The 25,886-nt window shown below is 59.6% G+C and carries 23 protein-coding genes; 17 read left to right on the top strand and 6 right to left on the bottom strand.

The genetic code is table 11. The features are described from left to right. The first annotated feature begins 9 nt into the window (after window positions 1-9). The 3 genes from MPZ60_RS24970 (at window position 10) to MPZ60_RS24960 (ending at window position 1,564) form a co-directional block, all read left to right on the top strand. Window positions 10-447 (top strand): MerR family transcriptional regulator, encoded by a 438-nt coding sequence (locus MPZ60_RS24970; protein ID WP_034351064.1) that lies wholly within the window; start codon window positions 10-12, stop codon window positions 445-447. Beyond that, window positions 444-878 carry a PaaI family thioesterase gene (locus MPZ60_RS24965; RefSeq protein WP_034351060.1) on the top strand — a complete coding sequence of 145 codons (435 nt, stop codon included), beginning with the start codon at window positions 444-446 and terminating at the stop codon, window positions 876-878. The genes MPZ60_RS24970 and MPZ60_RS24965 overlap by 4 nt, the downstream gene beginning before the upstream one ends. Before the next feature lie 116 nt (window positions 879-994). Then, the gene (locus MPZ60_RS24960) at window positions 995-1,564 is read left to right on the top strand and encodes a dihydrofolate reductase family protein (protein ID WP_034351057.1); all 570 of its coding nucleotides are present in this window, start codon (window positions 995-997) and stop codon (window positions 1,562-1,564) included. On the opposite strand, the gene MPZ60_RS24955 is transcribed toward MPZ60_RS24960, so the two are convergent. Then, window positions 1,561-2,445 carry a DMT family transporter gene (locus tag MPZ60_RS24955; RefSeq protein ID WP_003064721.1) on the bottom strand — a complete coding sequence of 295 codons (885 nt, stop codon included), beginning with the start codon at window positions 2,443-2,445 and terminating at the stop codon, window positions 1,561-1,563. The two genes, MPZ60_RS24960 and MPZ60_RS24955, sit on opposite strands and share 4 nt — an antisense overlap. A gap of 209 nt (window positions 2,446-2,654) precedes the next feature. On the opposite strand from MPZ60_RS24955, the gene pyrF reads away from it, so the two are divergent. From pyrF to MPZ60_RS24940, 3 genes are all read left to right on the top strand, one after another. Continuing rightward, on the top strand, window positions 2,655-3,482 hold the full coding sequence (gene pyrF / locus MPZ60_RS24950) for an orotidine-5'-phosphate decarboxylase (protein ID WP_003064718.1): 828 nt from the start codon (window positions 2,655-2,657) through the stop codon (window positions 3,480-3,482). Window positions 3,483-3,501: 19 nt separating this feature from the next. Next, window positions 3,502-4,410 carry a LysR family transcriptional regulator gene (locus tag MPZ60_RS24945; protein ID WP_012840359.1) on the top strand — a complete coding sequence of 303 codons (909 nt, stop codon included), beginning with the start codon at window positions 3,502-3,504 and terminating at the stop codon, window positions 4,408-4,410. 205 nt (window positions 4,411-4,615) lie between these two features. Next, window positions 4,616-5,599 (top strand): tripartite tricarboxylate transporter substrate binding protein, encoded by a 984-nt coding sequence (locus MPZ60_RS24940; RefSeq protein ID WP_012840358.1) that lies wholly within the window; start codon window positions 4,616-4,618, stop codon window positions 5,597-5,599. 432 nt (window positions 5,600-6,031) lie between these two features. On the opposite strand, the gene MPZ60_RS24935 is transcribed toward MPZ60_RS24940, so the two are convergent. Then, entirely contained in the window at window positions 6,032-7,204 is a 1,173-nt protein-coding gene (locus MPZ60_RS24935; protein ID WP_034351053.1) for an FAD-binding oxidoreductase, read from the bottom strand. A 54-nt stretch (window positions 7,205-7,258) separates the two neighbouring features. Further along, the gene (gene uvrA, locus MPZ60_RS24930) at window positions 7,259-10,327 is read right to left on the bottom strand and encodes an excinuclease ABC subunit UvrA (protein ID WP_034351051.1); all 3,069 of its coding nucleotides are present in this window, start codon (window positions 10,325-10,327) and stop codon (window positions 7,259-7,261) included. Between the two features lie 226 nt (window positions 10,328-10,553). On the opposite strand from uvrA, the gene MPZ60_RS24925 reads away from it, so the two are divergent. From MPZ60_RS24925 to MPZ60_RS24905, 5 genes are all read left to right on the top strand, one after another. Next, complete coding sequence (locus MPZ60_RS24925) at window positions 10,554-11,726, top strand: MFS transporter (protein ID WP_034351543.1); 1,173 nt, start codon at window positions 10,554-10,556, stop codon at window positions 11,724-11,726. A gap of 271 nt (window positions 11,727-11,997) precedes the next feature. Further along, window positions 11,998-12,546 carry a single-stranded DNA-binding protein gene (gene ssb, locus MPZ60_RS24920; protein WP_003064700.1) on the top strand — a complete coding sequence of 183 codons (549 nt, stop codon included), beginning with the start codon at window positions 11,998-12,000 and terminating at the stop codon, window positions 12,544-12,546. Between the two features lie 127 nt (window positions 12,547-12,673). Further along, entirely contained in the window at window positions 12,674-13,975 is a 1,302-nt protein-coding gene (locus tag MPZ60_RS24915) for a tyrosine-type recombinase/integrase (RefSeq protein ID WP_003064696.1), read from the top strand. Beyond that, a complete protein-coding gene (locus tag MPZ60_RS24910) occupies window positions 13,975-15,549 on the top strand; it encodes a site-specific integrase (protein WP_242881943.1) in 1,575 nt (524 codons plus the stop codon). Before MPZ60_RS24915 ends, MPZ60_RS24910 begins: the two co-directional genes overlap by 1 nt. Continuing rightward, the gene (locus tag MPZ60_RS24905; RefSeq protein ID WP_242881942.1) at window positions 15,542-15,925 is read left to right on the top strand and encodes a hypothetical protein; all 384 of its coding nucleotides are present in this window, start codon (window positions 15,542-15,544) and stop codon (window positions 15,923-15,925) included. The genes MPZ60_RS24910 and MPZ60_RS24905 overlap by 8 nt, the downstream gene beginning before the upstream one ends. Before the next feature lie 16 nt (window positions 15,926-15,941). Here MPZ60_RS24905 and istB read toward each other — a convergent pair whose 3' ends face one another. Both istB and istA read right to left on the bottom strand, forming a co-directional pair. Next, window positions 15,942-16,757, bottom strand: coding sequence for an IS21-like element helper ATPase IstB (gene istB, locus MPZ60_RS24900; RefSeq protein WP_015585970.1), 816 nt, complete (start codon window positions 16,755-16,757; stop codon window positions 15,942-15,944). Next, on the bottom strand, window positions 16,750-18,258 hold the full coding sequence (gene istA, locus MPZ60_RS24895; protein ID WP_024310277.1) for an IS21-like element ISCsp4 family transposase: 1,509 nt from the start codon (window positions 18,256-18,258) through the stop codon (window positions 16,750-16,752). The genes istB and istA overlap by 8 nt, the downstream gene beginning before the upstream one ends. Before the next feature lie 69 nt (window positions 18,259-18,327). Between istA and MPZ60_RS24890 the strand changes: the two genes are divergently transcribed. The 3 genes from MPZ60_RS24890 to MPZ60_RS24880 are packed head-to-tail and all read left to right on the top strand — an operon-like array spanning window position 18,328 to window position 20,945. Next, complete coding sequence (locus tag MPZ60_RS24890) at window positions 18,328-18,846, top strand: tripartite tricarboxylate transporter substrate-binding protein (RefSeq protein WP_242881941.1); 519 nt, start codon at window positions 18,328-18,330, stop codon at window positions 18,844-18,846. Continuing rightward, window positions 18,843-20,009, top strand: coding sequence for an acetylornithine deacetylase (gene argE, locus MPZ60_RS24885; RefSeq protein ID WP_242881940.1), 1,167 nt, complete (start codon window positions 18,843-18,845; stop codon window positions 20,007-20,009). The genes MPZ60_RS24890 and argE overlap by 4 nt, the downstream gene beginning before the upstream one ends. Window positions 20,010-20,063: 54 nt before the next feature. After that, window positions 20,064-20,945 carry a LysR family transcriptional regulator gene (locus MPZ60_RS24880; protein WP_242881939.1) on the top strand — a complete coding sequence of 294 codons (882 nt, stop codon included), beginning with the start codon at window positions 20,064-20,066 and terminating at the stop codon, window positions 20,943-20,945. A 30-nt stretch (window positions 20,946-20,975) separates the two neighbouring features. Here the strand turns inward: MPZ60_RS24880 and MPZ60_RS24875 are convergent, their stop codons facing one another. Beyond that, window positions 20,976-21,902: a LysR family transcriptional regulator gene (locus tag MPZ60_RS24875; protein WP_242881938.1), complete on the bottom strand. Its 927-nt coding sequence runs from the start codon at window positions 21,900-21,902 to the stop codon at window positions 20,976-20,978. A gap of 75 nt (window positions 21,903-21,977) precedes the next feature. Between MPZ60_RS24875 and MPZ60_RS24870 the strand changes: the two genes are divergently transcribed. Genes MPZ60_RS24870 through MPZ60_RS24860 form a run of 3 tightly spaced genes read left to right on the top strand, consistent with a single transcriptional unit; the run spans window position 21,978 to window position 25,846 of the window. Continuing rightward, window positions 21,978-23,177 (top strand): pyridoxal phosphate-dependent aminotransferase, encoded by a 1,200-nt coding sequence (locus MPZ60_RS24870; RefSeq protein ID WP_242881937.1) that lies wholly within the window; start codon window positions 21,978-21,980, stop codon window positions 23,175-23,177. A 52-nt stretch (window positions 23,178-23,229) separates the two neighbouring features. Continuing rightward, window positions 23,230-24,837: a thiamine pyrophosphate-binding protein gene (locus MPZ60_RS24865; RefSeq protein ID WP_242881936.1), complete on the top strand. Its 1,608-nt coding sequence runs from the start codon at window positions 23,230-23,232 to the stop codon at window positions 24,835-24,837. A gap of 37 nt (window positions 24,838-24,874) precedes the next feature. Continuing rightward, complete coding sequence (locus MPZ60_RS24860) at window positions 24,875-25,846, top strand: Bug family tripartite tricarboxylate transporter substrate binding protein (RefSeq protein WP_370688535.1); 972 nt, start codon at window positions 24,875-24,877, stop codon at window positions 25,844-25,846. The last annotated feature ends 40 nt before the right edge of the window (window positions 25,847-25,886 follow it).

Below are 25,886 nucleotides of genomic sequence, written 5' to 3'. Positions count from 1 at the left end.
CTTGTCGCCATGCAGATATCGGAACTTGCCAGCCTGTCGGGTGTGTCCGTACACGCCATTCGCCACTATGAGAGTCTGGGCCTGATTGCCGCCAGTCGGCGTCCTTCCGGCTACCGCGAGTTCGATGACAGCGTGATCCGCGAGCTGCGATTCATCGCCATGTCGCGGCAATGTGGCTTCTCTCTTGCGCAGATTGCCGAGGTATTGCCGGCCTACCGCTGCAAGTCCCTGACGGCCAGCCAGATCGTCTGCAGGCTTGAGGAGCGCATTGCCGAGATCGATGCCGAAATCGCCAAGCGCAACGCTCTGCGTCAGTACCTGGTTTCCCATGTGGAATGGTTTCGTCTGCGCGAGCAGCGACCAGCCTCGAAACCGGGATTTCCTCGCGTCTCTGCGCGAGGCGGCAATGATGCCGGTCCATCCGGCAGGAGGGGGTGCAAGTCATGACACCGCAGAACGAACACTTTGCCCGAGACATCAGGGCGCTGGTGCTGTCCATGCCAGTGGCGCAGATGCTGCAACTGCGCTTTGAACGCATAGAGCCCGGCGAGGTCGATCTCTGCCTGCCCTACCAGGAAAGTCTGAGTTTCAGGCCCGGCCAGTTGCAGGCAACGCCGGTCTTTGCCATCGCAGACTTTGCCGCCGTATCGGCGGCAGGGACGCTGCTGCCGCCGGGCTGGCTCAATGCCACGATCGACTGCAGCATCAAATACCTGGCTCCTGCCGATGGCGAGACATTGCTGGCACGTGGCCGCGTCATCCAGGCCAGCAAGCTGCTGACGGTTGCCAGGGCGGATGTGTTTTCTCGCAAGGCGGGCCGGGAGCTGCTGTGCGCCACCATGCTGGCCACGGCGCGGAACCTGGCGCCTGCACAGTAGGGGGCCTTTTGGGGGGTTGTAGCGCCTGAACGCTGGGTGCTATCGAGATTGATTTTTCTCGATAGCAGGCCTGTAACCGGCCGAGTCAGCGCCTTCAAGGCAAACTACAGCCCATCATGAAGACCCAGTACTACACCGCTTCCAGCCTGGACGGCTTTCTTGCCACCGAAGACGACTCTCTGGACTGGCTGTTTCCATTGGGCAGCCTGACGCAGTCCAGCTATCCGGGCTTTATTGCCCAGGTCGGTGCGCTGGCCATGGGCTCGTCCACTTATGAGTGGATGGTCCGCAACGCCGATGCGGTGAAGAAGGAGAGCGGCGCGGCCTGGCCTTATGCACAGCCTGCCTGGGTTTTCTCCAGCCGTCAGCTGCCGTTGATAGAGGGAGCCGATGTACGCTTTGTCAGCGGCGATGTGCGGCCCGTGCTGGCAAGCATGAGGGCTGCAGCCGGCGACAAGAACATCTGGATCGTGGGTGGCGGAGATCTGGCGGGACAGTTCCATGACGCGGGCCTGCTCGATGAAGTCATCGTGCAGATTGGCTCGGCCACTCTGGGTCGTGGCAAGCCTTTGTTGCCGCGCCGCTTGCTGAGTCCCGTGCTGCAGCTGCAGTCCGTGCAGCAGATGGGCCCGGGAATGGCCGAGCTGCGCTACACCGTGTGCAAGACGCAGTCGCCCGCGAATTAACGGCTGCTTCTGGCAGGCCAGAGCACCGAAGCAATCGCCACCACCATCAGGCAGACAGCAGTCCAGTCCTGCCAATGCAGGACCTCGCCCAGCCACCAGGCGCCCACGAACACGCCCAGCACCGGAATCATCATCACGCTCAGCGTGGAGGCCACGGGCGGCAGGCTGCGGGCCAGATAGAACCACACGGCCTGGGCGAAGCCCAGCACCAGCACACCATTGAAAGCGATGGCAGCCAGAGCGCTCTGGTCGGGCATATGCCATTGCTGGCGCTCGAAAACAAAGGCCAGCACGGTCAGCACCACGGTGGTGATGGCCACCATCCACAGCGACAGCGTCATCAGCGGCACCGGTGCCTCGGTGCGGCGCAGCAGCTGCGTGCCCCAGGCCCAGCCGGCGGCGGCGATCAGCATCAGCATCACGCCCAGGGGCTTGCTACCCAGAGCGCCAACCTCATGCCACAGCAGCAGCAGCACGCCGGCAAAGGCCGCTCCCACGCCGGCCCAGGCGCGGGCGCCCAGCCGGTCCTTGAAGAACAGGCTGCCGAACACGGCCGAGAAGATGGGCATGGTGTAACCCAGAATCGCCGCGCGCCCGCTGGACAGCGTGGGGATGGCAATGATGATCAGGCAGTGCCAGAGCACCATATTGAACAGCGTGAGCTTGGCCAGCTGGCCCCAGTAGCTGCGCGGTATGGTCAGCGGCAAGCGCTGGCTGGTCACAAACAGGGCCAGAATCGGCAGGCCTATCCACATGCTGACCATGCGAAAACTCAGCGGCGGGAAATGCTGTACGCCGAGCTTCATTACCGGCCAGTTCAGGCCCCAGACGATGGTGAGCAGGACGAGAAGAATGAGCTGTTTGGGCGTGAACGAAGGCATGGGTGTGGATTATCTCCCTCCGGAATGACTTTCTCCCCCTGTGGCGCTTCGCGCCTTCCCCCTCACTCGCTTCGCGGGAGGGGGACGACACCGTCGGTGCGCGGCGGCGCTTCCTCTGTGTCACTGAGTTGGTGTGTGCGTCTGCTTTGCGGCTTGGCGCAAGACCTGTAGCGGGGCTTGGAAGGGTCGAGCAATTAAAATCACGTTTTATGACTTTTATCGACATGCTGCGCGACGCGTCCACGCGCAATGACTCCATGCTGTGCGTGGGTCTGGACCCCGAACCCAGCCGCTTTCCCGGTGCCATGAAGGGCGATGCGTCCAAGATCTACGACTTCTGTGCAGCCATCGTCGATGCCACCCATGATCTGGTCAACAGCTTCAAGCCCCAGATCGCCTACTTTGCCGCCCACCGTGCCGAAGACCAGCTCGAAAAGCTGATGGAGCACATGCGCCGAGTGGCACCCCATGTGCCCGTGATTCTGGATGCCAAGCGCGGCGATATCGGCTCCACCGCCGAGCAATACGCCAAGGAAGCCTTCGAGCGCTATGGTGCCGATGCCGTGACGCTCTCTCCCTTCATGGGTTTCGACTCCATCACGCCCTATCTCAAGTACGAGGGCAAGGGGGCTTTTTTGCTGTGCCGCACCTCCAACCCCGGCGGTGACGATCTGCAGGCCCAGGTCCTGGCCGATGTGCCTGGCAACCCCCATATGTTCGAGCATGTGGCCAAGCTGGCCCAAGGCCCCTGGAACACCAACGGCCAGTTGGGCCTGGTGGTGGGTGCAACCCGTCCCAACGAGATCGAGCGCGTGCGTGCCGTGGCTCCCACCTTGCCGCTGCTGATTCCCGGCGTGGGCGCACAGGGTGGCGATGCCGTGGCGACCGTCAAGGCGGCCCGCATTGGCGGTGGACCCATCATCATCAACTCCTCGCGCGCCATTCTGTACGCAGGGCAGGGCGACGACTTTGCCAAGGCTGCACGCGAAGCCGCCATCGCCACGCGCGCCACGCTGCAGGCTGCAGCCCAGAGCTGAGCCAGGGTAGGCTCTGGCCATGCAAAGCAAATGGCTGGAAGACTTTCTGCTTCTGGCTCAGGAGCGCAGCTTTACCCGTGCGGCAGAGCTGCGCCATGTCACCCATCCCGCCTTCGGCCGGCGCATTCGTGCGCTGGAGGCATGGGCTGGAACGCCGCTGATCGAAGCGGGCGGCGGGCCGGTTCGCCTCACCCCGGCCGGTGAAGCCTTTCGCGACACCGCCGAGCAGATGGTGCGCACACTGGCCCAGTCGCATGACGAGCTGCAGGCCGTGGCCGGTCGGCAGGCCCATGTGATCACGCTGGCCACGGGGCGTACCCTGGCGCGCACCATCGTGGCCGACTGGCTGGCGCGCTACGGCAGCGTGCTGCAGACGGCGGAGATGCGCATCGTCACCCGCACACTCGACGAAACCGTGCACATGCTGCAGCGCGGCGAGGTCAGCTTTGCCCTGCTCTATCACCATGCGGCCATTGCCGTGCGACTGGATGGCCGTCAGTTCAGCTATCTGACGGTGATGAGCGACAAGCTGGTGCCCGTGGCGCGGGCCGATGCCGAAGGCAAGCCCTTGTTTGCACTGGCGCAGGCCTTGCTGCCCGGTGCCAGCCCCGTGCCCTATCTGGCTTTCTCGCACAGCATGGCGCTGGGGCGGCTGGCCGAAGATCATCTGGCCAGCCATCCGCTGTGGCCGCGTCTGCGCCGCTGCATCGAATGCGATTCGGCGGATGCCAATTACGAGTACGTGCTCAAGGGCCTGGGCGTGGCCTGGATGCCTTGGTCCATGGTGCAGCGCGACTGCCAGGACGGCCGTCTGGCGCTGGCCGGGGACGGCAGCCTGGACGTGCATTTCGATGTGCGGCTTTATCGGCCCAAACGCCGCTTGAGCACCGCTGCGGAGCAGTTCTGGACCGATATCACTGGCCAGTAAATAAGCAGTCACTCCTTTTTTGCCAGCGGCCAGACCTGAAGCTGGAAAAACAACAGCGGGTATCGGGCTCCTGGCGGCACTGCTCCCCCTCTATTTGCTCAAAAACGCGTTGATGTGCTGAAATGGCACGGAAATATGCCAGATCGGCACTAAAAGGTTTTCTCCGTATTCGGACAATTGCCTCATACAGATTCGGAATAGTTTCATGCAGAACACAAACATCCTCCGCCGTACCGCCATCGCCGCGGGCCTGCTGCTGGGCGCTGCCGTGGCAGTGCCTGCCATTGCCGCCGACAACTATCCCAGCAAGGCCATCACCATGGTCGTGGGCTACCCGGCCGGTGGCAGCACCGACCTGGTCGGTCGTCTGGTGGCCGACGGCCTGGCCAAGCACCTGGGCCAGCCCGTGGTGGTGGAAAACCTGGGCGGTGCCGGTGGCGCCATCGGTGCGCAGAAGGTGGCCAAGGCCCCTGCCGACGGTTACACCATCATGGTGGGCGCCAACAATGAGCTGGCCATTGCCAGGCTCATCAACAAGGCCGTGAAGTACAACATTGGCGACTTCACTCCCATCGGTCTGGTGGGTTCCCAGCCCATGGTGCTGGTCGCATCGCACAAGGCCGGCGTGAAGAACGCGGCCGAGTTCGTGAGCCTGGTGTCCAAGAACCCCGACAAGTTCAGCTACGGCAGCTCCGGCGTGGGCACGGCGCTGCACCTGGCCGGCGAGCTGGTCAAGGAGCAGGGCAAGCTGCAGATGACCCATGTGCCTTACAAGGGCGTGGCGCCTCTGACCACCGATCTGGTGGGCAACAACATCGAGTTTGGCGTGTTCGTGCTGTCCTCGGGCCTGCCCCATATCAAGGCCGGCAAGGTCGTGGCCCTGGGTACGACCGAAGCCAAGCGCTCGGCCATCACCCCCGATATTCCTGCCCTGTCCGAACTGCCCCAGTTCAAGAACGTGGACATCAACAGCTGGTTTGCGCTGATGGCTCCCAAGGGCCTGCCCGCTCCCATCGCCGCCAAGCTGAAGAAGGCGCTGGAGGAAACCATGGCTTCGCCCGAGTTCCGCAAGAAGATGGAAGAGACCGGCAATGTGGTGGCCGATCCCAAGGTGGATGCCGGCAAGTACATCAACACCGAGATTGCCAAGTACTCGAAGATTGTTCAGTTCGCCAAGATCGAGAACTGATCTTGCGTTGACTGGCGGCGGCCTGAGGTCGCCTAGGTTTGAAAACGGCTTGTGCCTCTGGGGCGCAGGCCGTTTTTGCGTTTAGGCTTTTGCGGTGTCGTGCCTGAGTTGTTGACAGGGGCCCTGTCTCGCCTCGGCGGGCGAACTGAAGGCAATGTGAAGAAATTTGCTTCTGACGCTTATCTAGATTGCGGTAGCAGCCATCAATTTTCAAAGAAGCTATCTGGTATTGCCCCTTGTGCCCACGCAGGTTGCCCGCAGCGTAGCGGAGGGACGTGGGCAGCAGGGGTTGTGTTCTTTGCCTACTTTCTGGCACGCCAGAAAGTAGGTCGGCTGGCGGGCCGAGCCCCGCCCTTTAAGTGCCAATCAAGCAAGCCGTAATAATCGAATCAAATCGGCATCAAGCGCAGACCCACAAAGCGCAACCAGCTCTCAATTCTGAGTCGCCAGCTGACAACGCGCAGGTGACACCGCCCCCACATTCACCTTCTGCTGCGTCAGCGACGCATCCAGCGTCTCCCCCAGCAGCAGATTGCGCGCCAGCAGGCTGTAGCCGGCGGCGCTCTGGATGCCATAGCCGCCCTGGGCGGCAACCCAGAAAAAGCCCGGCACATGCGTGGGTGAGGCATCCCAGCCTATCACCAGCTCGCCATCGGCGACAAAGCTGCGCAGGCCGGCCCAGGTATGCGAGGGGCGGCGGATTTGCAGCGTGGTGGCTTCCTCGATGTGATAGATGCCGGTGGCAATGTCCAGCTCTTCGGGCACCACATCGTGCGGTGCCACGGGGTCTGCATTGGCGGGTGAGCCCAGCAGCTGGCCGGCGTCGGGCTTGATGTACCAGTTTTCATCGGCGCTGATGATGGCGGGCCAGTGCGTGGCATCCATGCCTTCGGGGGCCGGGAAGGTGAAGGCGCTGCGGCGCTTGGGCGTGATGCCGATGGGAGCCGCGCCCACCATGGCGGCCACGACATCCACCCAGGCCCCGGCGGCGTTGACGATGACCTTGGCACGAAGGCTGCGGCCCTGGGGCAGGGCGATGTGCCAGAAGTCGTTGACGCGGGTGATGGCCTGGACCTCGGCGTTGCACCACAGATCGCCGCCACGCTGGCGCAGGCCGCGGATATAGCCCTGGTGCAGGCCGTGCACATCGATGTCGCGTGCGCCGGTGTCCAGAAAGCCGTCCACCAAGACTTCGGCGTCGAGTACGGGAACCAGGGCCTTGAGTTGCTCGGCGCTCAAGCGCTGGGCCTCGGGGGAGTGGATGGTGGCTTCGGCATAGGCGGCGTCGACCAGATCCTTTTGCTCGGCCGTGCCCACATAAAGCACGCCGCGCGGCGTGAGGATGGGTGCTTCGGCAAAACCGGCCGGTGGCGCATCGTAGAAGGCGCGGCTGGCGCGGGTCAGGGCCTGCACCTGGGCGGGCCCGTAATGCTCTTCAAACAGTGCGGCCGAGCGGCCGGTGGTGTGATAGCCGGGCTGGGATTCGCGCTCCAGCACCAGCACGGAAGGCGGAGTATCGCCACCCGACTGCGCCAGCTGCCAGGCGGCGGATGCACCGGCCATGCCCGCGCCCACGATGACGAAATCCCAGACATCTTTCTGCATTGCTTCTCTCCTCGGTGTCGCCGGCCATGGCCCTGCATGGCCGGCTGTGCTTGGTCAATCCTGGCTTGTGGCCGACTTGGCTCTGGATTTGGCGGGAGCCTTGTCCAGATAGGGCTTGAGGTAGCGGCCCGTCACGCTGGCCGGGTTGGCCGCGACTTCCTCTGGCGTGCCCTGAGCCACGACCTGGCCGCCGCCCGAGCCACCCTCGGGGCCCATGTCGATCAGCCAGTCTGCGGTCTTGATGACGTCGAGGTTGTGCTCGATCACGACGATGGTGTTGCCCGCATCGCGCAGCTGGTGCAGCACCTTCAGAAGCAGGGCGATGTCGGCAAAGTGCAGGCCCGTGGTGGGCTCGTCGAGGATGTAAAGCGTGCGGCCGGTGTCGCGCTTGGACAGTTCCTGTGCGAGCTTGACGCGCTGGGCCTCGCCACCCGACAGCGTGGTCGCGCTCTGGCCCAGGCGGATATAGGACAGGCCCACGTCCAGCAGGGTCTGCAGCTTGCGCGCAATGCTGGGCACGTCCTTGAAGAAAGCATGAGCGTCTTCGACCGTCATCTCCAGAATCTGCGAGATGTTCCGGCCCTTCCACTGAACTTCCAGTGTTTCGCGGTTGTAGCGCTGGCCGTGGCAGAGGTCGCAGGGCACGTAGACATCGGGCAGAAAATGCATTTCCACCTTGACCACGCCGTCGCCCTGGCAGGCTTCGCAGCGCCCGCCTGAGACATTGAACGAGAAACGCCCGGGGCCGTAGCCGCGCTCCTTGGCGGTATTGGTTTCGGCCATCAGCTCGCGGATGGGCGTGAACAGGCCGGTATAGGTGGCCGGGTTGCTGCGCGGCGTGCGACCGATGGGCGACTGGTCGACGTTGATGACCTTGTCGAAATAGTCGATGCCCGCGATATCGTCATGCGCAGCCGGCTCGGTGCCTGCACGGTGTACCTGGCGTGCCACTTCGGCATATAGCGTGTCGTTGACCAGGGTGGATTTGCCCGAGCCCGAAACGCCGGTCACGCAGGTGAACAGGCCGACGGGGAAGTCCACCGTCACGTTCCTGAGGTTGTTGCCGCGCGCGCCTTGCACGGTCAGCGCCTGAAGGTCGGTGCGTGCCTTGCTCGCAGATTCCCGCTTTTTGGCGGCCGTGACCGGAAAGCGCGATGTGCTCTGGGTGGCCTCGGCGTCACTGTCCTTGCGCAGCACGGGCAGCCAGGCGGTGCGCTGCCTGGGCACGGGAATGCTTTGTACGCCGCTCAGGTAGCGGCCCGTGGGCGAATCGGGGCTGGCCTTGATGTCTTCATAGCTGCCCTGGGCCATGATGCGGCCGCCATGCACGCCGGCGCCCGGACCCATATCGATGATCTGGTCGGCTGCGCGCATCATGTCTTCGTCATGCTCGACCACGATCACGCTGTTGCCGATATCGCGCAGGTGCTCCAGCGTGGCAATCAGCTTGTCGTTGTCGCGCTGGTGCAGGCCGATGGAGGGCTCGTCCAGCACATACATCACGCCCGTCAGGCCCGAGCCGATCTGAGACGCCAGGCGGATGCGCTGGGCCTCGCCGCCCGAGAGCGTGTCGGCGCTGCGGTCCAGGCTCAGGTACGAGAGGCCCACATCGTTGAGGAAGAGCAGGCGCGAGGCGATCTCACGCACGATCTTGTCCGCAATCTCGGCCTTGGCCCCGGCCATGCTCAGCTGCTTGAACCAGCCCAGCGCATCGGCCAGCGTGGCATGGCTGACCTCGTAGATGGAGCGAGCCTGCTCGCCATCGCCCACGCGCACAAAGCGCGCTTCGCGGCGCAGGCGCGTGCCTTCACATTCGGGGCATTTGCGAATGCTGCGCAGCTTGGCCAGGTCGTCGCGCACCACCTGGGATTCGGTCTCGCGAAAGCGGCGCTGAATATTGGGGATGATGCCTTCGAACGGGTGCGACTTGATAAAGGCTTCGCCCTTGCGTTCGCCGCTCTCGAAAACATAGTTGAACTCCATGGACTCGTCGCCCGAGCCAAAGAGAATCACGTCGCGCACCTTCTCGGGCAGCTCCTCGAACGCCGTCTCGGTGCTCACGCCATAGTGCTTGGCCACGCTCTCCAGCATGGAGAAGTAGTAGTTGTTGCGCTTGTCCCAGCCCTTGATGGCGCCGCTGGCCAGACTCAGCGACGGGAAGGGCACGACGCGGTCGGGGTCGAAGGCTTCGCTGTTGCCCAGGCCGTCGCAGGCCTGGCAGGCTCCCATGGGGGAGTTGAAGGAAAACAGGCGCGGCTCCAGCTCGGGCAGGGAATAGTCGCAGAGCGGGCAGGCGAACTTGGCGCTGAACAGATGCTCCTTGCCGCCGTCCATCTCCAGCGCGATGACGCGGCCGCCGGCATCGGCACCGCCGGCACGCAAGGCAGCCTCAAAGCTCTCGGCCAGGCGCTGCTTGATGTCTTCGCGCACCTTGACGCGGTCTATCACCACATCGATGTTGTGGCGCTCGTTCTTCTCCAGCTTGGGCAGGGACTGGGCATCGTAGATCTGCCCGTCGACGCGAAAGCGCACATAGCCCTGGGCCTGGAGCTGCACGAAAAGCTCGGCGAACTCGCCCTTTTTCTCGCGCGCCAGGGGGCCGAGGATCATCAGCTTGGTGTCCTCGGGAAGCTGCAGCACGCTGTCCACCATCTGGCTGATGGTCTGGGCCTGCAGCGGCAGATTGTGGTCGGGACAGAACGGCGTGCCGGCACGGGCGTAGAGCAGGCGCAGATAGTCGTTGATCTCGGTCACCGTGCCCACGGTGGAGCGCGGGTTGTGGCTGGTGGCCTTTTGCTCGATGGAAATGGCGGGCGACAGGCCCTCGATCAGATCGACATCGGGTTTGTCCAGGCGGCCCAGAAACTGGCGTGCATAGGCCGAGAGACTCTCCACGTAACGGCGCTGGCCTTCGGCGTACAAGGTATCGAAGGCCAGGCTGGACTTGCCCGAGCCCGACAGGCCGGTGATCACAACCAGCTGGTTGCGAGGAATGTCCAGGTCGATGTTCTTGAGGTTGTGCGTGCGTGCGCCGCGAATGGCGATACGTGTCTGCGCCAGAGAACGGCCCAGATAGAGGCTGTCATCATGGACTTCAGAGGGCGAATCAGGCTTCAGGGACACGGGCGCTCCAGACGGGGAAAACTCTCCATGATAGTCAGACGGGCTTGCGCGTGACTAGATGATTCAGGTTCACGGACAATCTACGGTTTTATTTCCTCTCTTTTGCCCGGCAGTGGTTTAGTTAACCTGGGCATAAGACTTTGACTCTTGGCAAAATCTGAGCGTGAAAAAAATCAATACCTCCCCCAGCGCGGGCACGCAGGGCACGGACAAATCCTCTTCCACCATGACCTCCCAGGAACGCCGCTCCAGCGGCGCCCTGGCGCTGATCTTTGCGCTGCGCATGCTGGGCCTGTTCCTGGTGCTGCCCGTCTTCATGCTGGAGGCACGCAAATACCCGGGCGGTGACGACCCGGCCATGATCGGCCTGGCCATGGGCCTGTATGGCCTGACCCAGGCCCTGTTCCAGTTGCCTATCGGCCTGGCCTCCGACCGTATCGGCCGCAAGCGTGTCATCGTCGCCGGCCTGCTGGTGTTTGCGGCGGGCAGCCTGATTGCGGCCATGGCCGACTCGCTGACCGGCCTGATGGCGGGGCGTGCCATTCAGGGCGCAGGCGCCGTGTCTGCCGCCGTCACGGCCCTGCTGGCCGATCTGACGCGCGATGGCGTGCGTACCAAGGCCATGGCCATGGTCGGCGGCAGCATCGGCCTGATGTTTGCACTGGCGCTGGTGCTGGCGCCGCTGCTCAATGCCTGGATCGGCCTGTCCGGCATCTTCGGCCTGACCTGCGCGCTGGCGCTGGCCGGCATTGCCGTGGTGCTGTGGGTGGTGCCGCCCGAGCCCAGGCAGCATGCCGATGCGCCCAAGGGCAGGTTCAGCGAGCTGCTGGGCCAGTCCGATCTGCTGCGCCTGAATTTTGGCGTCTTCATTCTGCATACCGTGCAGATGTCCATGTGGGTGGCCGTGCCGGCCATGCTGGTGCAGGCAGGTCTGGCCAAGGAGCAGCACTGGCATATCTATCTGCCGGCCGTGCTGCTGTCCTTTCTGGCCATGGGCCTGCTGTTTTCCATGGAGCGCAAGGGCAAGCTGCGCAAGGCCTTGCTGGGAGCCATTGGCCTGGTACTGGTTGTGCAGATCGGTCTGGGCATGCTGGCCGCCAGCGGCACCATTCCGACGGTCTGGTGCATGGCGCTGCTGATGTTTCTGTTTTTCTGCGGTTTCAATGCTCTTGAAGCCACCCAGCCAAGTCTGGTCTCGCGCATGGCTCCGGCGCCGCTGCGTGGCGCGGCATTGGGCGCCTACAACACGTTGCAGTCGCTGGGCCTGTTTGTCGGTGGCGCTGTCGGTGGTGCAGTCGCCAAATTTGCGGGCGTGCCGGGCTTGTTCATCATGACGGCTGTGCTTGTTGCCCTGTGGCTGGTCGTGACCTGGCCGCTGCGCCCGGTGGGGCGTCACTGACTTACAGCAACACCCCCTGAGGCGCTGTGCGCCTAGGCGGCCCCGCCTTCCCCCTCTCTGCTACGCGGAGGGGACGCAGCCCTCGCAGCGGGGCTGCCCTTGCTCGGCTGCTCGCGCGCAGTGGCCCCTTTCCTGCTGGGGCACCATGTATCGCCGTGATGGGATATAGGGCAATCCCGTGCTCCTCATGGCTGGCTTGGGGCAGAATACGAGGTTCATTGGTTCGGGACCTCTCCCAATAGCCCGGGCCACTTTTTGAAAAGGTATCTCTATGGCATCCGTCAACAAAGTCATCATCGTCGGCAATCTGGGTCGTGACCCCGAAATGCGCACCTTCCCCAGCGGCGATCAGGTGGCCAATGTGACCATCGCCACCACAGACCGCTGGCGCGACAAGAACACCGGAGAAAACCGCGAAGCCACCGAGTGGCACCGTGTGGTCTTCAACGGCAAACTGGCCGAAATCGTGGGCCAGTACCTGCGCAAAGGCAGCCAGGTCTATGTGGAAGGCAGCCTGCGCACCCGCAAGTGGACCGACCAGGCCTCCGGCCAGGAACGCTACGCCACCGAAATCCGTGCTGATGCCATGCAGATGCTGGGCAGCCGCCAGGGTGGTGGTCAGCAGCAAGGCGGCTACGGCAGCGATGATGGCTATGGCGAAAGCAGCTACGAAGCACCCCGCCGTCAGGCTCCCGCTCCTATGCAGCAGCGCCCCGCACCGGCACCCATGCAGCAGCGTCCTGCTCCTGCACCCATGGCTCCTCCTCCCCAGCGCGCAGCTTCGGGGTTTGACGACATGGATGACGACATCCCGTTCTAGAGCCTACCTTTCCTGATTTGTAAACAAGAGGCCCGAGATGACGAATCTACGGGCCTTTTTCTTTGTTAACATTTTTTTCGAAGGCCGATAGTGTGTACTTATCGACTACCTTTGAGGAAATGTAAACATGTCAGTAGGCTATCAAGTCAGAACGATACGTTTGGAGTCTGGTGAGCGGCTTCCGCTGCTACTAAGCGAAGAAACTGGAGTGCCAGTCTGGGATGTGACGCTGTTCATCCTGACGGCGCTGCGCTCTACCAGTTTGGCGACCAACACGATTGCGCATGCGGCTAGAGCCGTGATGGTCGGCCTGCAGGTTTTTCGTTACTTGGGTATCGACCTGAATCAGCGCCTAGAGCAAGGAAAGCTTCTCTCGTTGAGTGAAGTAGATGAGCTTGTGAATTTGGCAGGGCTGAAGCAAGAAGAGCTTGACGCACTCCTAGGAAACAAAAAAAAGTCGCAGGCAGCGTCTCGTGTTGTTTCGCTTGAAAGAGCGCGTATGCGCACCTCAGCTAGAGCTTCAAAGCGAGTCGAGTCTGAAACGAAGGCCACTCGACTCATATATATCCGCAAGTACATTGAATGGCTAAGCGCAGGCAGACGCTTGAAGCTTGATGTTGGTCACGAGCACTTCCGTGCTTTGAATGTAGCGACTGAGACTGTGGTAGGCCAACTGAATGCACGCATCCCTGGTCGCGACCATGACGCCGGTGGCCGACAAGGTGTCAGTGCTGAGGTGCGCGCCCGAATACTAGAGGTCATAAACCCTGATAGCCCAGAAAACCCTTGGAAGGGCAGGCATGTTCGCCTTAGGAATCAGCTCATTTTCATGTGGCTGCTTCTGCTTGGTATTCGGAATGGTGAACTTCTGGGGGTCTATGTCGATGACGTCAATCTCCGCAAAGGAGAAGTTGTCATCACCCGCCGACCAGATAACCCAGAGGATGAGCGCGGGAACGCTCCACTGGTTAAGACAAGAAGCAGGCTCTTAGCCCTTAGTCCTGGGTTAATGGACCTTACGCGTGATTACATCATTGGGAAGAGCAAGGATAAAAAGGGTTCGCGTTCGAGCATCAAGGGCGCGCGACGCCATCCTTACCTTTTTGTGGCCAACGGTACAGGTGCAGCACTGTCAAAGCCGGCCCTCAACAAGCTTTTCAGAGAGCTACGGACGAAGGTGCCTGGACTAACTAATGACCTTTCGCCTCATGTGCTGCGTCACACCTGGAACGACGATTTCTCCGAGCTAATGGACACAAAGGGTGTGTCATCAGAGGATGAGGAAAGGATGCGGCGCCAGGCGATGGGTTGGTCCCCTCAATCGAGGATGGCCGGTCACTATACGAAGAGGCATATCGAACGAAAGAGCAATGAAGCCTCACTAGCGCTGCAAGCCAAATCGTTCAAGCCCACAGATAAGAAAAACTGATGAAAAAAGACTTGCCTACCACTGAGAATCTCCCCGCCCGTCCTTTGAGTACGCTAGGACCGGTGCGCACCAAGTCTGGTATTGAGTTTGACGCCAGTGCTGATATCTGGGCATTTCGTGATGACGTGACAGACGTGAGTCTGAACTTTAGTCAGCTGACGAACATTTCAGATGAGTTACGTGAGAGTGCGAAAAGAGTGCTGTCTTGGTACGCCGAGAACAATTCATCCGCTCATATGAGGAATCTTTTTCAGCGATTCCAGCACTTCATTCGTATGACGCCGAGTCAGCTCTCAAGTATCAGTGATGTGAGCCTACTCAATTACCGTGCGGGCCTTGACGAGTCGACAGGTTGGTATCTCGGAACTCTCGCCGGATTTCTGAGGAAATGGATTCAGCTGGGTTATCCCGGTGTTGATGAGGGCGTGGATTTACTGCTGAAGCAGCTGCGACTTAAGGGAAATCGAAAAGGTATAGCTGTGCTGACCTGGGACCCCATAGATGGTCCATTCACAACCAACGAGATGGAGGGCCTTCACGCCGCGTTGAACCAAGCCTATGCCTGCGGGTCAGTGTCTGAAGAAGACTACGTCTTGGCTTGGTTGTACATTTTGCTGGGTCAGCGAAATCAGCAATACGCAGCCCTAAAGGTCTGCGATGTACGGGTTAAGAGAAATGCTGAGGGGGCACTTAAGTACTCGATACACATGCCTCGCGCCAAGAAACGCACTAAGAACGCCCGTGCAGAACTGAAAGAGCGCTCTCTCCTTGAGCAGTTTGGCGAAATTCTTGTAGCTTATGCTGAAGGTGTATGCAAGCAATTTGAGGGCCGTTTGGTGGACCCAATGCAGGCTCCTTTGTTTCCGACAAAGCGCTCGGCGGGTGGTACTAACGGATTCGAATTTCACCGGACTGCGCTGGATATTGGAAAGACTATCACCACCGTGCTTGAGGGGCTGTCGGTCGTCTCAGAGCGTACGGGAGAGGTGATGAGCATTACTCCAACACGCTTCCGAAGAACGACAGGGACGCGGGCGGCAGAGGAAGGCTACAGCGAGCTCGAAATCGCAGCCCTCCTTGACCACAGTGATACCCAGAATGTTCAGGTGTATACAGCCAGCTCTCCAGCAATCATCGACCGAATCGACCGAGTAATTGCAATGGGAATTGCGCCTTTGGCCCAGGCGTTTGCTGGGAAATTGGTGGATGGGTTGGGCGTTGACACCTCAAATCGCATTATCGACTTGCGTGTCGACCGCAGCGGTGCACCTATGGGGGACTGTGGGAAACACGGTTTCTGTGGTTTCAATGCTCCCATTGCTTGCTACACGTGCTCAAGCTTCGAAGCATGGGTTGATGGGCCACACGAAGGCGTCTTGGCACACCTTCTTGAAAACCGTGACAGGCAGCTTCAAACCACAGACAAGCGAATTGCGTCTATCAATGACCGGACTATCTTTGCCGTTGCCGCAGTGATTCGGCTTTGCGAGGAGAAAAAAAATCCCGCTGTTAAGGCAAGTGAAGAGACAAAGTTGCTCCCTGTAGAAGCCAGCGAGGAGACCAAGGATGTCTAACTTGGTTCTATTCAAGCCACGTCGCGAACTCAGTGCTGAGAAAAATCTGGTGGCGTTCGTTGCCATGTGTCGTGACGAATTGACAGCTTTAGGGGCTGACCTCCCGTTCGACGAGATGAAGTGGGATGTGACGAACCACATAAAGCTCAAAGGCAAAAATGGGGCACTGCGTGCAGTCTTCAGCACGTGGGAGTCTGCCGATGACAGCGAGCCGACACCTATGGCTGAGCCCTATGCCGCTTTCGCAAAGTCCTACTTCCGCTATCAACATGCCTTTTGTCCAACAAAATCCATAGGTTCTCGGCTTGCTGCAACCCGGGCTGTTGATTCACCGTACAAACTGAGCCAGTGTTCACGCCGAATATTGAGCCACTAGTTTTAAGGATGTTTTGTCAGTTGGTTGTGGATAAGTCTAACGGCTGGGTCGTTTGATCGGCTCCTTTCTGGGCTTTGGCCCGTGCGGTTTTGGTGATCCCCGCAGCGGCACTGGAATGCTTGAAGCGCCAGCTCTCGTTGCCGCTCTCCACGATGTGGCAGTGGTGGGTCAGCCGGTCCAGCAACGCCGTTGTCATCTTGGCGTCGCCAAAGACGGTGCTCCACTCCGAGAAGTTCAGGTTGGTGGTGATGACCACGCTAGTTCGCTCGTAGAGTTTGGACAGCAGGTGGAACAGCAAGGCGCCACCCGACTGCGTGAAGGGCAGATAGCCCATCTCGTCCAGGATCACCAGATCCACGTACATCAGCCGGTGGGCCAACTGCCCAGCCTTGTTCTGGGCCTTCTCCAACTCCAGCGCGTTGACCAGCTCCACCGTCGAGAAGAAGCGCACCCGCTTGCCATGGACCCGAATCGCCTCGATGCCCAGGCTGGTGGCCAGGTGCGTCTTGCCCGTTCCGGGACCTCCGACGAAGACCACGTTGTGCGCGGATTCGGTAAAGCGCAGGGTGTGCAGCTCTCGCACCTGTGCCTCCTGCACATGCGCCTGGGCAAAGTCAAACCCCGCCAGGTCCCGGTGCGAGGGGAAGCGGGCCACGCGCATCTGGTAGGCCATGGAGCGCACCTCGCGCTGCGCCATCTCGGCCTTGATGAGCTGGCGCAGCACCGCCTCGTGGTCCATCGCCTTGATGCGTGCCGTGCCCAGCACCTCCGGCCAGGCACTGGCCATGCCGTGCAGACCGAGTGCCTTGAAGTCGGTGACCAGTTCAAGCATGGCGCACCTCCTTGGGCTGGCGCAGCCGGTCGTAGCGCTTCAGATCGGCCTGTGAGGGTGTCTTCAGGTCAACGGACGTGGTCGCCGGCTCCACCCGCAGCTCGGGTTCTTTCAAGCGCGACAGCACATTGAGTACGTGCTCGGCGCTGACCCGCCCGGACTGCAGGGCCAGCTCCACCGCCACCAGCACCGCCTCCAGCCCGTGGGCGGTCACCGCGCTGAGCACCTGGGCCATCACCCGATCACCGCCCGCATGACGCAGCAACTGGTCTTGCAGCAGTCGCAGCGGCTCGGGCATGGTCTTGAACGGTGCGCCATTACGCAGCGCCCCGGGCTTGCGCTCGATCAGGGCAATGTAGTGGGTCCAGTCGTAGATCGTCTGGTCACGATCGAAGCAGCGCTGCAGCGTCACACTGTGGCCCTTGGGGCCCACCACCAGCAGCCGGTCGTGGTACGCCCGCAGGCTGACCACCGCATGCACCCATTCGCACGGCACGCTGTAGCGGTTGCGCTGGAAGTGGATCAGCGAGGTCGAGGTCACCCGCACCGGGTCCTCCACATAGCCATCGAAGGGACGCGGGTTCGGCGTCAGGCGCAGCCTCTCGTCCTGCCACACCTCGGCCACCGTGAGCTCGTGCCACTCGGGGTGGCGCAACTCGCTCCAGGCGTCCACGCACGCCTGCTGCAGCCAGGCGTTGAGCTCGCTCAGGCTGGCCCAGCGTCGCTCGCTGGCTTCACGCCAGATGCCACGCCGGCGGTCCTGCACGTTCTTCTCCACGATGCCCTTCTCCCAGCCCGCTGCGCGGTTGCAGAACTCGGGATCAAAGAGGTAGTGACCGGTCATCGCCTCGAAGCGGGCGTTGACGCTGCGCTGCTTGCCCGCGCCCACCTTGTCCACTGCCGTCTTCATGTTGTCGTAGATACCCCGCTTGGCCACCCCGCCCAGCACCGCAAAGGCCCGGGCATGGGCCTCAAACAGCATCTCGTGCGCCTGGCTGTGGAACGCCGACAGCATAAACGCCCGGCTGGCCGCCAGCTTGGTGTGCGCCACCTCCAGGCGCCGGCGCAGTCCGCCAATGAACGCGTACTCGGTGCTCCAGTCAAACTGGAACGCCTCGCCCAATTCAAAGGACAGGGGCACAAAGCCTGCCCCTCGGGCGCTGTGGTCCTGCGCCAGACGCCACTGCTTGGCAAAGCTGTAGACCGGCCCACGGCTGCCGCCGTAGCCCATGGCGCGCAAGGCCTCGAACATGGCCTTGATGCCTCGGCGCTCGCGCTTGTTACGGTGCTGGTCGGCCTTGAGCCAGCGGGCCAAGGTGTCCTCATAAGGCGTCAGTACGCCCTGCGCCTTCACCCGCACGGGGTACTTCGGCTCCCGCATTTCGGGCTCAGACAGCCACTTGCTGGCCGTGTTGCGCGAGATCCCCAGCCGCCGGCTGGCCTCCCGCACCGATACGCCATCCCTCAGCACGAGGCGGCGCAATTTACTCAATGTGCTCACGTTGATCACTCCTGACCACCTTGCTGAAAAATTCAGCAGCGTAGCCGTCAACGTGGCTCAATTTTCAGTGTGATCCACCCCAAAAATGGCCCAGTTTTCGTTGTGATTCAACAGGGTGAGCTATTCAAGCAATCCACCAAGGGCTGGATGACTCATATCCCATATCGCGGTGGAGGCCCAGCTCTCGCTGACACAGTCGCTGGTCATGTGAAGGTGCTGTGCGACAACCTCCCAAATTCCCTGCCGCATATCAAGGCGGGAAAACTGAAAGCAATGGCTGTCGCTTGGCCGACAAGAACGGCGCAACTTCCAGATGTGCCTACCTTTGCTGAGGCTGGGCTGGAGGTGCTCAATGGCCCCGCGTGGTTCGGGCTGGTCGCGCCGAAGGGAACATCGCCGCAACTCGTGCAAAAGCTCCAGCAGGCTGTCGCAGCGGCGCTGGCTCAGCCTTTGGCACGTGCACGCATTGAGGAGCTGGGCTCAGTCCCACTGGGAAGCACTTCCGAAGAGTTCGCAAACGACTTGAGAAAAGAGCTGGCCAAGTGGAAGGAAGTGGCTCAGGTTGCAAAGATTTCCTTGGAAGCATGATGCAAGCAACAACCGAAACATGCTCTCCTCAAGCACTTCGTTGGCTGCATGACCTAGTCCAGTACCAGACCGTCTCAGGAAGTGAATCAAACCTAGCATTGCTTGAGCAGGTTGAGGCATTTCTGTCGGCCAGAGGTTTTGAAGTTCGTTACACGCATAGTGCCGATGGAAAGCGAGCCAACTTGTACGCTCGACTCGGTACCTCCAAGGAAGGGGGCATTATGCTTTCGGGACACACTGATGTTGTCCCCGTGAGTGGGCAGAACTGGTCGCGTGCTCCCTTCGCCGTGACAGAGGAAGTGGACCGCCTTTATGGGCGTGGTGTATGTGACATGAAGGGGTACTTGGCTGCGGTGTTGGCTGTGGTCGAGCGTATAGATGCCCGGACGCTATCGTTGCCACTTCATGTGGCCTTCACATACGACGAAGAAATTGGCTGCCTAGGTGTGCGCGGTCTACTTCGTGATTTGGCTAATGAAGGAATTCGTCCTGCAGCCTGTATTGTTGGCGAGCCCACCAGTATGAAAGTGGTGAGGGCACACAAAGGTAGGCATTCTTGGCGATGCACTGTCCAGGGCCAAGCTGCGCATTCCTCGACCGCCGGCCTTGGCGTGAATGCCGCCGAAGTGGCTGCACGATTGGTTGCCGAAATATCAGGGCAAGCGCTGCATTTGCAGACGAGTAACCGTGATGAGGGCTTCTACGTTCCCTATTCGACAATGGCAACCTGCCGCATTCACTCTGGAACAGCAACTAATGTTATTCCCGAGGAGGCAGAGTTCGATTTCGACCTCCGGTACCTACCAGGCGTTGAACCGGAAATGGTTCTGAACCCTATCCATCTTCGTGCTCGCGCTCTTCAAGATGAGATGCAATCAAGAGTCCAGTCTTCACGAATCAAGTTAGAGCGTCGCACTGAGGTTCCAGCACTGGTACCTGAAAACAGTACGGACGATATCGTGACTCGCATCGTCAAGGCGGGTGGAAACCTAGGTGGACACGTTGCCTACACGACCGAAGGCGGGCTCTATCAAGCCCAAGGTATACCCACAGTTGTGTGTGGTCCTGGTGATATAGCTCAGGCGCATACCGCTGACGAATTCATTCTCAAATCAGAGATTGGTGCCTGCGAAGCGGTGCTTGCCCGGCTGCTCTCGAACTAGAGCGGTGTCTGCCCGCTCTGTCCCTGAAACTGATTGTTGGTTGATTGAAGAATCATGACATTCACTCAACTGGAAGTCTTCTCAGTCCTAGCCAAGGTGGCTAGCTTCTCGCGTGCCGCAGGCGTTTTGGGCATCACTCAGAGTGGTGTGAGCCATGCCATTAAGCAGTTAGAAAGTGAGTTGGGGGTAGTTCTACTAAACCGCGAAGGCGCTACTAGCACTTTGACTGATGTCGGGGCACAACTGCTCATCAGAGCCAATGACATCCTTCAGCAGAAAGAAGCGCTGCAACAAGAAGCTTTCGCTGAGCGCGGCATCGCACGGGGCACCTTGCGCATTGCATCGTTTGGTGCAGGCTCATCACTTCGCTTGCTGCCCAAGTTCATGGCGCGCTTCCAGGAGGCTCATCCGCTTGTAGAAGTGCAAATTGAGGAAGCTATTGATAGCGTTGTGACACAGTGGCTTTTGGAGCGTCGAGTTGAGCTTGGGTTTGTTGTCTTGCCGGATGCACGCTTTGACTGCTTGCCTCTGGCGGAGGATGAATTGGTAGCAGTTCTGCCGTCTACGCATCGTCTTGCATCCTATCCAGCCATCAGCGCAGGCGACTTTCACGGACAGCCGTTCATTCACACCTCTGCTGGCTCAGGTCCTAGGGTTGAAGCGTTTTTGGCAAAAGAGAGAGCAGTGCCTAAGACTCTTTTCCAATTCGAACAACTCTCTTCCACGATTGGCTTTGTTGCGCAGGGAAGCGCGCTCACGATTGCTGCACGTTTTGCTTTGCCGGAGCCTCCCCCAGGCGTTGTTTACAGAAGCCTGAAGCCTCGGTATCGCCGAAAAATTGCCTTGGCTGCTCTTAGCTTTGAAAAGCTCTCACCCGCTGCCGCGGCATTTGTCGGCATTGTCAGAAAGACACGTATCAGGCTGGAGCCCGATTAACTTTTCCAGCATACGTTGAGGCGCCGAGTGCTACCGAGAGCCTGGTGCTACGTTTCTAAGCTTTTTCATTGCCCCCGCTTGTGCTTGCTGCCACAAAGCGCTCGCGGCAGGAGAGAGCCTGCGGTCGTTTAGACATGCCAAACCAACTCTTCGCGACAGGCCTGATGTGATTCGACGATAGACAACTCCAGGATATTGCTCGGGAAGAGCGAGCGATGCAACGACTGACACACCTTGTCCACTAGCAACAAACCCAAGAATGGAAAGCAGTTGCGATAACTCATGTGTTACGTGGGCGTGCACACCTGCCTTCTCGAACATTCTTGCGACCAGACTCTGGGACCCCGCATGCGTCAGGATAAGCGGGTAGGCCGCCAAGGCCTTTAGGCCAACAGTTTCATCTTTTGCCAACTCGTGCTCAGCGGGAAGCACTGCAACCAACTCGTCGATGGCTAGTGGGAGCGTGTCGAAGCGAGCCTTTGGCAACGTCACGACTCCGATTTCTATCTTCCGCTCAATGAGGTCCTGCTCAATCGCGGCATCGGGCTTCTCAGTCACGTACACCTCGATACCCGGATGACGTCGCCGAAACGCCTCCAGCAAAGGTGGCAACAGCTTCAACGACGAGCTTGCACCAAATGACCCGATGCGAAGTACACCACTGTGGAGTCCCGCGCTAGCAGTCGCTGTGGACTGGATTAGGTGCATCGCGGCGAAGAGGTCCCTTACGTGAGGAAGGATTTGCTTGCCTGCGTGCGTTAGCTCGACAGTTGACGCGTTGCGGTCGATGAGTGAAGTGCCAAGTGCAGATTCAAGTGACCGGAGCACATGACTCGTTGCGGACGGGGTCATCCCGATTTTTGCACCAGCTCCCGCGATGCCGTCAGACCCCGAAAGAGAAAGAAAGAGCTCGAGCTGCCGCAACGTCGGTGTTTGAGGGCCAAGGGTGTTCTTCATATTGAATGAAAACTCAATTGAGCATGAGATTGTTGAATCTTATGCTGATGTCTTCTTCTCAGTCAACGGACAACCATGTACTCGAAAGTCATCGACAAGCTGCAGCCATCACCGATACAAGTCATGGCTGAGCGAACACGCCAAGCAATTGCGGCAGGACAAAGCGTCGTCGACATGACGTTGGGTGAGCCGGACTTCCCTACGCCAGCCCATGTATGTGAGGCTGCAGTTCAAGCCATAACTGATGGGCAAACTCGGTATACGCCTATAAATGGCACTGTTCCGTTGCGCGAAGCCATCTTGGCCAAGTTCAAACGTGAGAACGGCATTTCTTGCGCTCTCTCAGAAATTAGCGTCGGCTGTGGCGGTAAGCAAGTCATCTATCAAGCGTTCTTGGCGACGCTTAACCCTGGTGACGAGGTCGCGATTCCTACGCCTTATTGGGCATCGTATGCTGACATCGTCAGCATGAATGGAGGCGTACTGCACCCCATTCAAACGACTCCAGAACAGGGATATGCCCTTACCGTTGAAGCTCTTGAAGAGGCGCTGAACAACAAGACCAAGTGGCTAGTACTGAATTCACCCAGCAACCCAAGCGGTACGGCTTACACCAAAGAGCAGCTACTGAAATTTGCTGAGGTGATACGTCGCTGCCCTAACAAGTCCTTTTTCATTCTTGTCGACGACATTTATGAGCACATTCTCTTTGACGGACGTGTGTTCGTAACGCTCGCCAGCATTGCGCCAGACCTCGCCGACCGAATCCTGACTGTAAATGGTGTTTCCAAAGCCTATGCGATGACAGGGTGGCGGGTTGGCTATGCCTGTGGGCCGCGTCCTCTTATCGATGCGATGACCAAGGTGCAGATGCAAATCAACTCGCACACGTCGTCAATCTCGCAAGCGGCTGCAACAGCTGCGCTGAACGGGCCACAGGAAGAGATTGCACTCCGTCGCGATGTTTTTCAAAGGCGTCGGGACTATCTGCTCGAGAAGTTCTCGACTATTGATGGTCTATATACGCCAAAGCCGGAAGGGGCGTTTTACCTCTTTCCTGACGTTCGTGCCTTCATAGGCAAGAAAACGCCCGAGGGCACACGCATCGATAGCGATGTAGTGCTGGCGGGCTACTTGCTAGAAAAAGGCGTTGCGATTGTTCCAGGCTCAGGCTTCGGCATGCCGGGCTTTATGCGCCTGTCTTACGCGACTTCCGACGAAAAGCTGCAGATGGCATCTGTTCGTCTAGCCGGGGCATTAGGCGCGCTGGCTTGAACCTCTACACAGCTCACAACTTCCCCACCACCTACTATTTCGAGGAAATATTATGGCTACCGTAGCTCAGGTTATTGGCAAGCGTCTGCACGAAGCAGGCTGCCATCACGCATTTGGCATCCCCGGCGGCGAAGTGCTTTCTGTAATGAAAGGCTTGGACGATGCGGGAGTGAAGTTCACTCTGGTGAAGCACGAAAACTCTGGCGGTTTCATGGCCGAAGGTGTTTTTCACCGCACAGGAGCTCCCGGCGTTCTGATTGCAACTCTTGGTCCAGGCGTCGCCAACGCGGTCAATGTAGTGGCCAACGCGCTGCAGGACCGCGTGCCAATGCTATTCGTTACAGGCTGCGTGGATGAAGACGAGGCTGCGACCTATACCCACCAAGTCTTCGACCATGCCGCCTTGATGCGCCCTATCACCAAGGCTTCTATTCGCATCAGCGCCGGCGCTGCACAGGCACAGATTGACAAAGCCATCGCCATCGCGATGGATGACCCCCCTGGTCCTGTCCACATTGACGTTCCCATTTCTGTCGCCAACCAGGAAGTTCCAGAGACTCGGGGTGCGCATCGCGTCCTTCCGGCACCTGTTGCTCCAGCCTTGAGCGAGCAGTTCTATCAGGCACGTGAGTGGCTTGCAAAGGCTAAGCGTCCAGTGATGATTGCCGGTGTCGATGCGCTCTACCACCGCGCAGAAGCGGAAGTGGAGTACCTCGCTGAGGAGCTGCAAATCCCTCTTATCACGACATACAAAGCAAAGGGCATTGTCGATGAGCGTCACGAGATGGTTCTGGGTGGAGCGGGCCTCTCGCCACAAGCTGACAAAATCCTGCTGCCGCTAATCCAGAATGCGGACCTTATTCTCCTTGCTGGATACGACCCCATTGAGATGCGTACTGGTTGGCGCAACATTTGGGATGAAAACGCCAAGGTTGTCGAATTCGCCGCGACACGCAACACGCACTACATGCACCAGGCGTCGATAACTTTCGTGGGCGACGTCAAGGAAGGGCTCGCAGCACTGAGTGATGAGGTTCTTGGTAACTCCACTTGGACTGCTGAAGAGGTGGGGAATATCAAAGAACGTCTTGCGAATATCTATAAGCTCGACGAAGAGTGGGGCCCTGGCGCTATCGTTGACGTGGCACGAAAAATGTTGCCCGACGACACAATTGCTTCGGTCGACAGTGGTGCGCATCGTATCCTGCTGTCTCAGACATGGAACTGCTACGAGCCTCGCTCTTTGATGCAGTCTTCCGGACTCTGCACTATGGGTTGCTCACTTCCATTGGGCATTGGCGCCAAGTTGGCGGACCCCGAGCGACCAGTGGTAGTCTTCACTGGTGATGCATGCCTGGAGATGACCCTCGGTGAACTGGCCACAGCACGTGATGCAAAGACTCCTGTAATTGTCATTGTGTTCGCTGATGAGTCGCTCTCACTAATCGAAATCAAACAGCGCGCAAACGGTCAACCCAACCTGGGCGTTGATTTTGAGAGCACGGACTTCGCTGCCGTAAGTCGGTCCGTTGGCGGCTTGGGCTTTGACGTGTCGAGTCGCGATGAACTCGCCGAGGCCATCAATACCTCCTTGAAAGCCTCCAAGTTCAGTCTGATTTCCTGCCGCATCCCACGCATGGCCTACGACGGCCGCATCTGATAAGCAAATTAACTCCAAAAATAGGAGGAGACAACAGATGAACCGTCGAAATCTATGCGCAGCCATGGCAGGGATGGCGATACTTCCTTGGTCTGTCGCTTCAGCCCAGAGTAAGTTCCCTTCCCGGCCCATTAGGCTGGTCGCCCCGTACCCCGCAGGAGGGACCGTAGATATCCTCGCTCGGGCGATTGGGGTGCCGTTGGGGAAGGCGTTGGGGCAGTCCGTAGTTGTGGACAATCGAGGTGGGGCAGGAGGCACTTTGGGGACTGATTTGGTTGCGCATGCGCCTGCCGACGGCTACACGCTGTTGTTCGGTGCAGTTCACCAAGCTATCGCCCAGTCTGTTTACTCAAAGCTCAACTACGACTTTCAGCGTGATTTGGTCCCAGTGAGCATGTTGGGTCGTGTAAACCACGTCCTCATCGTGAACAACAGCCTTCCGGTGCGAACTGTTGCGGATTTGGTGGCTTACCTCAAGGCCAATCCTGGCAAGCTTAACTATGGCACTCCGGGCAACGGTTCGCTCCACCACCTCTTAGCAGAGCAATTCAAAGCCATGACAGGGACCTCGATGTCTCACGTTCCTTACCGGGGTGCGGGACAGTCAATGGTCGACCTGATTGGAGGAGCTATTCATGTCTACTTTGAGAGCATGCCTTCCGCGCTGCAGCAAATCCGTTCAGGCACTGTGCGCGCTTTGGCGGTTACATCGAAGCAGCGCTCGATAGCATTGCCTCAAATTCCAACGCTTGCAGAGAGTGGTCTCGACAACTATGACGCTTCGAGCTGGTACGGAATGTTCGCACCAGCCAATACCCCAAAAGACGTCGTTCAAAGGCTCAATGAAGCCATCAATCAGGTCTATGCCAGTAAGGAGTTCGTCGCTCAATGGCGAGAGTTTGGTGCCGAGCCAGGCGGTGGTGCGCCAAGTGAACTTGCTGCACTAGTCGACAGCGAAGTACCTCGCTGGGCGGCCGTCGCTAAGGCGGCAAAAATCCGCATCGACTAAAGCCTTTCGTGACCTCACTTGAAGTCATCAGTGATGCTTC

The organism is Comamonas sp. 7D-2, from assembly GCF_022749555.1.
In the GTDB taxonomy this organism is placed as follows: domain Bacteria; phylum Pseudomonadota; class Gammaproteobacteria; order Burkholderiales; family Burkholderiaceae_C; genus Comamonas; species Comamonas thiooxydans.
This window is presented reverse-complemented; position numbering and strand designations above follow the sequence as displayed.